This is a genomic window from Mesorhizobium sp. M0518, assembly GCF_040321125.1.
Taxonomy (GTDB): domain Bacteria; phylum Pseudomonadota; class Alphaproteobacteria; order Rhizobiales; family Rhizobiaceae; genus Mesorhizobium.
Map to the genome: position 1 here is coordinate 1 of NZ_JAMYQY010000051.1, position 6,873 is coordinate 6,873.

Genomic DNA, 6,873 nt, shown 5'->3' on the forward strand with positions numbered 1-6,873 from the left:
GCTCGTGCGACACCCGACAGCGCGAAATGTACCGGGGTCTTTACAATAGTCTCGGAAGCGAGCATCAATATTCGCCCCGCCCGCGAGCGCCGCAGATACGGCAAGGAAGCCGTAACTAGATTTATCGAAGGTAAAAGCACGCGGTCAAAGGCATCGTCGAAATCCTTCGGCGTCATGGCCGATGGTGGCCCGGCAGAAACGCCACCGCAATTCGTTACCAAGATGTCTATACACCGAAAATGCTCTGCTGTTTCTGCAACCCACCTTGCCGCATCCGCGCAGTCAGTGACATCGGTTGCGCGCGCCAGCACTTCGGCGCCTTTGCTGCGCAACCGATCCACTGCTCTTTCTAGCCGCCCCGGATTCCGCCCACAGATCGACAGGCGGCAGCCTTCGTTGGCTAACTCCTCAGCTGTGGCCAGACCTAAGCCGCTGGAGGCGGCTGCGACCATTGCCACCTTGCCGTCAAGCCCTAAATTCATTTTTGCCCCCCAAGTAACATCATCACGCGCTCTTGGCACCGTTGCAAACAGCCAAGCATGTACCGTGCCAAACGAACAAATCTTTTCGAAACAGCAGGATAGCTCTGCTGATAAAACTCTCAGTTTGCTAAAGCCGTACATGATGATGACACAAATGTTCGGAATCCGACAACTCCGTCGTCCTTGAGACAGGTGACCCGGTCGCCCTCCGGTACTGGAGACAGAGCCGCTGGGTAAGCACTTAAAGCTTTAACGGCAGGTGAATTGGTCATGTATAACATCGGCCGCAGCGCTCCTCACGACTACCGGGCGGCGGTCGCACGAGCGCTACCAAGCCTCCTCGTGCCAGTATCATAAGATCGTCGAGCCGTTCGAATACTCCAAGGGCGATCTTCTGCGTCGCGTACAGCAGCATGGCTTCGTCTCTCCATTCTTCCACACCATCCGTCTGTGCAAGGGCCTTCAAAGGAAGCCCGTCGGCCTGGCTTGGCCTCAATCCAACCCTGCAGCAGCTGTCGCGTTTGAACGCTGTCAGCTGGCCATCCGTCGCATAACATTTAGTCGCGCGCCACATAACTTTTTGTCCGGTTGTTTTGCCATCGCCCGCTTGCTAGCGCGTTATTGCCAACAGCAAAGTGGGCGTAATGGCAGCTCCCCTGAGATTTCTCTCCCCGATTGCTTTGCGCAACAGGTCCCTGCGTAATCGCGTCGTCTTCGGCGCCCACACAGCCAATATGGCCGAGGTCGGTCTGCCCGGCGTGCGCCATATAGGCTATTATGAGGAACGGGCGCGGGGCGGCGCAGCAATGATTGTTGTCGAACCAATGCCCGTACATGCGGCAACGGTCCTGACTAGAGGCAATTTCCGGCCGAATGACGATTCTGTAATTCCGGCGTTTGCGCGCGTGACAGAGGCGATCCAGCGTCATGGGGCGCTGGCGATCCAGCAAATCTATCACGTGGGAAGCCACGGCGACTCCGATCTTTCGTATCACCCACATTGGTCACCATCCGGATTTCCGAGCTATCACGACAGCGACGGTTCGCATGCCATGTCGGATGCGGAGATCGAGGAGACCATCAACGGCTTCACGAACGCCGCACGTCGGTGCCACGAGGCCGGCTTTGACGGGGTAGAAGTCTGGGCTGCCTATCACAGCCTGCTCGATCAGTTCTGGACGCCATGGTCAAATCGTCGCGAAGACCACTGGGGTGGTTCCCTCGAAAATAGAACGCGACTGTCACGAACGATCCTTCGACGCATCCGGGATATTTGTGGGCCGGATTTCATAGTCGGACTCTCAATTTCTGACGAGCAGGATTCCAGCGTCGTTTTGGCTCGGCAGGATATGGTCGACATCATCGCTCTGCATGATGAGGACGGGCTGGTCGACTACGTGACCTGCGGCACCGGTAGCTATTTCGACTTCTACAAGGTCATGCCAACCTTTCTGTACCCGGAGAAGCTTGGCGTCGGTCTCGCGGGAAGCATCAAGGAGCGGGTAAAGTACGCGCTGGTTATCGCGGAAAGTCATATCCGCACGCCAGAAAATGCTGAGTCGGTGATCGCGTCAGGGGCCGCAGATCTCGTGTCCATCGTGCGCGGCCAGATAGCCGACCCTCACCTCGTGAACAAAACTGCGGAAGGCAGGCCCGAAGATGTGCGGGGGTGCCTTTCCTGCAATCAAATGTGCTGGGGCCGGCGCTCGCGAGACTACTGGATCAGCTGCCTTGTTAACCCCTCCGCTGGGCGAGAATTTGAATGGGGTGGTGATCGGTTCGACAAAGCCAATGCGCCCGCACGTGTCCTTGTGGTGGGCGGCGGCCCCGCCGGCCTAGAGGCCGCGCGGGTGGCAGCGGAACGCGGGCACGCTGTTACACTCGCCGAGGCTTCAAATGTCCTTGGGGGTCATTTCCGCCTCGCTGGACTGCAACCGCGAAGAGCACAGATCATCGACCTCATCGATTGGTACGAACGCCAGCTGACGAAGCTGAGTGTCGATGTCCGCCTAAACACCTATGTGGAGGCCGAAGACGTGGTCGCAGAGGCTGCCGACCATGTGATTATCGCCACGGGTTCGCTCCCACCAGAGACGGGCTTTCAAAAGGCCCTACCACAGTGGGACATCATGCCTGGCTGGGAGCGAGGCAACACGTCGTCTGTTGAAGCGGTCATGGCCCGGCAAGTGCGGTCGGGTAAGCGGGTTCTGTTGCTTGACGAAAGCGGCGGCTGGCGAGGTTGCGGTACGGCCTGGAAGCTGGCTGAAGACGGCCATGACGTTACGCTCATAACTCCCGATCCAATGGTTGGCCGCGAATTGCAGCGTATGGCTGCGGATGCGCCTTTACGCAAGGTCCTGGCCGGACTTGGGGTCCGCTTTGTCCTGGAAAGTAGCATTGTTGAATGGCACGGTGACGGCGCAACTGTGATGTCTCACCTGGATAGAAGCCGCATCCGGATTGGTGCCGACACGCTCGTAACGGCTACGACCAACGTCGCTACTGACGCATTGGCGCAAGCGCTACTAGCAATTGAGATACCCTTCCATGAGATCGGCGACGGCGTGGCGCCACGGCAAGCGCCATACGCAATATTTGAGGGCCGCAGGGTCGGACTCGCGCTCTAAATGGGTGGTGTAGATGTCGAAATTTTTTAGGCCAATTTGTAGAATTATGCGACGTCAGATGAGATGGCTGTGCCCTGTGTACGATTTCTTGTATTTGATGCTTTTCGCGAAGATCGATTGTCCTGCGTCGGCATCTATACACGTTCAGATCGGAGGCGGGATTATTTGGTTCGATGACTGGTCACCGTCGGGTGCACTGCACCTCGAAACCACGCAGATGGACCGAACTGAAGGTAGTGGCAGTCTTGAACTCTGTGCCGCGGTCGACGGTCCTTGATCGACCGGCGGAATACGGAGGGACCAAGCACGTCAATGAGGCCGACCATCATCGCGCAAGCCCGCCCCTCGTTTAACACGTCGGCGAGAGCAAAAGGCAGGAACAAGGCCGCGCTAAAACTGCTTTGAATGCCTATTGCGGGAAGGATTGGAGTTTCATCCATCAAGGCCTTTGCGATCACTGTCGCGGCCACCATCCCGACAGTGCCCACCATGGTCAATAAGTAAGCAATCCCGGGTGCGGAAAGCCCGCCATAGTCGCCGGCGATCGTCTCACCGACGAATGCGACGGCAAGGCCGGTCCATTCACGGGTGGTGACGCGTTCCCCGAGAAAAGGACCTGCTACCACAGCAGTCAGGAGCGATTGGAGGGCGTAGATGATCGACACAGTACCCGCAGCAATAGCCATATCGACTGCGACAATTGCACAGCCGATCGGCAGAAACATGCCGCAAAAACCCCAGCAGCCCGTTGACCCAAAGGGAGCGCGCTCCTTCCGCGCGGATGTGGCGGAGGGATGCCGCCATCAGCAGCAGCGAAACCAACAGAAAGCGCCAGAAGAGGACCAGATACACCGACTCGGTCTCCGCAGCCAGCTTTGCTCCGATGTAGCCGGAACTCCACATCGCCACGAGTCCGAGGTCTCAATTCACAGTACAAACGATGCCGGGGTTTCATCACGACCCAGTTACGTTTGGACGGAGGAGAAACGAGAGCGTTGGAAAGCGCTGTTTGCGGCTCTGACCTCTCAATACGACTGCAGAACCAATCGCACCTGACCCGCGCAACATGCTGCGGTCGTTTCTTCCTCTGCCCGGTCGCCCCTGATTACCGAACGCTGGAGTGCAAGTTGATCAACCACAATACCCCTTAATAGACGGCTTTCGCGCCAGCGACTTCGAGTGTGGTCCCTGCGATAAAGCGGGCTGCGTCCGAGCTCAAAAAATATACCGCATCGGCAATATCCTCCGGTGCGCCAAGTCGGCCGAGAGGATTTGACTTGCTTAGCTCGGCTACTGCCGTGTCAGGGTCGAACCCGCGATGGATAAACCCCGAGCGAAGCATAGGTGTATCGATCTCTCCGGGGCACACGGCATTGACCCTTATTCCGGTCGCGGCATGGTCGCGACCGAGGCACTTTGAAAATGTGGCTACGGCGGCTTTACTCGCGCAGTAAGCTGCGTGGCTAGGCCCTGGATTGATGTCCCAATGTTCACGATCGACCCACCACCATTCTCCTTCATGAAGGCTATCGCTCGTCGGCAGGTGTAGAAAACTGCTTTTAAATTGATATCAAACGTTCTTTCCCAATCCTCATCACTCGTTTCGAGGACTGTACCCCTTGTGATTATTCCGGCGTTGTTGACTAGGGTGTCCAGCCGGCCGGTGAGGCTGACAGCGGTATCAATCAGATCCTCGCAATATGCCTTGCTTCTGAGGTCTCCTGCTTTGGCCAACGCATTTCGCCCGGCCCGGTTGAGTTCATCGGTTGTCTCCATCAATCGGTCCGCGTTGGCGTCACCGGCGATCACAAAATATCCGTTGGCCACGAAGCGCCTACAGATGGCTTGGCCCATTCCGCCGGCAGCACCAGTCACAACGACGGTTTTCGTCTCAGGGGTCATTTCCAAGCACCAATGTTTGTAACTGCAGGTTACAATTCTATCAATCGTAGACAACAAGTCGGTGGCGTCGCGCCTGGAAGCGACGACGATTCGGTGAACCTGTCGTTCTTGTGCGGTCTGGCAGCCCGGCGTTCCTCTATCTTAGGCGATTGTGGTTCGGTCAAGGACCGGGGTAGCGGTCAGAGGTCGTTGGCTATCCAAATGGCCTCAGCAGGCCATTTCATGGGGGGAGCTAATTTGATGGCGAGCTGACCGGTAAAGCCACAGAAGAATGGTCCAGATGCCGCCCTGGAAGGCTTGAAGTGCCACGTCTCGAACACCAACCTTATGGAATGCCGACGGTTCTCTCAGGTGGCAGTCGCAACGAGCTTCTAGATTTGGAGAGCGAGAGCGATGATGGGAGCTGAACCACGCAAGGTGCCCGGAGTTAAGCTATCGGTCGGCATCATTGTCACGTCCCATTTCACACTTAGTGCCCTGGCAAATTTCGTCGATGTGCTAAGGCTTTCGAGTGACGAAGGCGACCGCAGCGAACGGAAAAATTGTGATTGGAGAATACTGTCCGACACGATGAACCCGGTTCGCTCGAGCTGCGGCCTCAACATCCAGCCGGACCAACGACTGGGTGATCCAAGCCGGTTCGATTATATCGCCGTAGTCGGAGGTCTCATCGACCATTCTTCGGACGTAAGTCCCGTCTACCGGAAGTTTCTGCGTGAAGCAGCCCAGCTTGGGGTACCAATGATTGGCATTTGTACGGGGTCTTTCCTACTTTATAAGCTCAACCTGCTGGACGGATACAAGTGTTGCGTCAGCTGGTTCCATCATCATGATTTTATTGAATATTGCGGAGGCCCGGCACCCGTCTCCGACCAGATGTTCGTGGTGGATCGCGATCGCCTGACATGTCCTGGGGGCAACAGCTCAGCGTATCTCGCCGCTTGGATCGTACAGCGCCATGTCGGCGAAACATCAGCGCGAAAAAGCTTACGCATGCTGAACATAGCAGACCTGGCGGGGCCAGAGGAGGCACAGCCGGGCTTTCCGCTGAAAATTGAGACAAAAGTTCCAACTCTTCGCAAGGCGATGTTGTTCATGCACCAGAATATCGATGCGGCGCTCACGGTCGACCTTGTATCCAAATATGTAGGTCTCAGCCGCCGGCAGCTGGAACGCAAATTTACTGACGATTTGGGGATCACACCGAGTCAAGCGCTTCGCCAAATACGGCTAGATCACGCTGAACTCCTTCTTCTTACGACCCACAAAAGCCTGGCCGATATCGCACTGGAAACGGGGTTCTCAGACGACTCTCACCTCGTCCGCCTGTTCAGGCATCACCGAGGAGTGACGCCGAACGCCTTCCGAAGTACCGGGTCTAGTGTCTCAATAGTGCCGCGTGTATGACGAACTCCTTACGACCTAAGTGCGACAGAAACGGACACTTAAGATAGTATCAGCGACTCCATCATATTGCTCAGGTCGGCCGGCACAATCGGCTCTTCACATCGATTAATATGTCCGAAATGGTCGGGTATATCCGAAGTATTGCGGCCAACCAGAAATACGAATGGTATCTGGCGTCGCACCAGATGTTCGGCCGCGGCAAAGGTTGCCTCGCCTTGTAAGTTCACGCCAAGGACAGCGCCATCAATCGATACGGAGGACATGATCATGTCGAGCGTATCTTCGATCGTGTCGACCGGGTAAATGACGTTTGCGCCTGCTTCGACAAAAGCGTCCTGTAGGTCGAAAGCAAGGTAAGCGCTGTTCTCAGGCCACGGCCCTGAGTTCGGGAGCCGGGATGTAGGCCCAGGGCAGCAGGTCGTCGATCTGGCTGTTCGGGTGGCCATTGACGATCC

The 6,873-nt window shown here is 56.7% G+C and carries 5 protein-coding genes and 1 pseudogene; 2 read left to right on the plus strand and 4 right to left on the minus strand.

The window, feature by feature from the left end; translation table 11 throughout:
• The coding region (locus tag NKI66_RS32430) for an SDR family NAD(P)-dependent oxidoreductase (RefSeq protein WP_352754060.1) at positions 1–623 on the minus strand (623 nt) is incomplete at its 3' end.
• Positions 624–1,126: 503 nt separating this feature from the next.
• Here NKI66_RS32430 and NKI66_RS32435 point away from each other — a divergent pair.
• Positions 1,127–3,109, plus strand: a complete 1,983-nt coding sequence (locus NKI66_RS32435) for an oxidoreductase (protein ID WP_352754061.1) — start codon at positions 1,127–1,129, stop codon at positions 3,107–3,109.
• A 161-nt stretch (positions 3,110–3,270) separates the two neighbouring features.
• Here NKI66_RS32435 and NKI66_RS32440 read toward each other — a convergent pair whose 3' ends face one another.
• Positions 3,271–3,834, minus strand: coding sequence for a DMT family transporter (locus NKI66_RS32440; protein ID WP_352754062.1), 564 nt, complete (start codon positions 3,832–3,834; stop codon positions 3,271–3,273).
• A 422-nt stretch (positions 3,835–4,256) separates the two neighbouring features.
• A pseudogene (locus tag NKI66_RS32445) lies at positions 4,257–5,011 on the minus strand (SDR family NAD(P)-dependent oxidoreductase).
• Positions 5,012–5,404: 393 nt separating this feature from the next.
• Here NKI66_RS32445 and NKI66_RS32450 point away from each other — a divergent pair.
• Positions 5,405–6,418, plus strand: coding sequence for a GlxA family transcriptional regulator (locus NKI66_RS32450; protein ID WP_352754063.1), 1,014 nt, complete (start codon positions 5,405–5,407; stop codon positions 6,416–6,418).
• A 38-nt stretch (positions 6,419–6,456) separates the two neighbouring features.
• On the opposite strand, the gene NKI66_RS32455 is transcribed toward NKI66_RS32450, so the two are convergent.
• Positions 6,457–6,873: response regulator (locus tag NKI66_RS32455; RefSeq protein ID WP_352754064.1), on the minus strand; the 417-nt coding region annotated here is incomplete at its 5' end.

What these genes read in the sequence shown, in the direction of transcription:
- NKI66_RS32435 (WP_352754061.1), top strand. Translation starts at nt 1,127, where the DNA reads ATGGCAGCTCCCCTGAGATTTCTCTCCCCGATTGCTTTGCGCAACAGG.
- NKI66_RS32440 (WP_352754062.1), bottom strand. Translation starts at nt 3,834, where the DNA reads ATGTTTCTGCCGATCGGCTGTGCAATTGTCGCAGTCGATATGGCTATT.
- NKI66_RS32450 (WP_352754063.1), top strand. Translation starts at nt 5,405, where the DNA reads ATGATGGGAGCTGAACCACGCAAGGTGCCCGGAGTTAAGCTATCGGTC.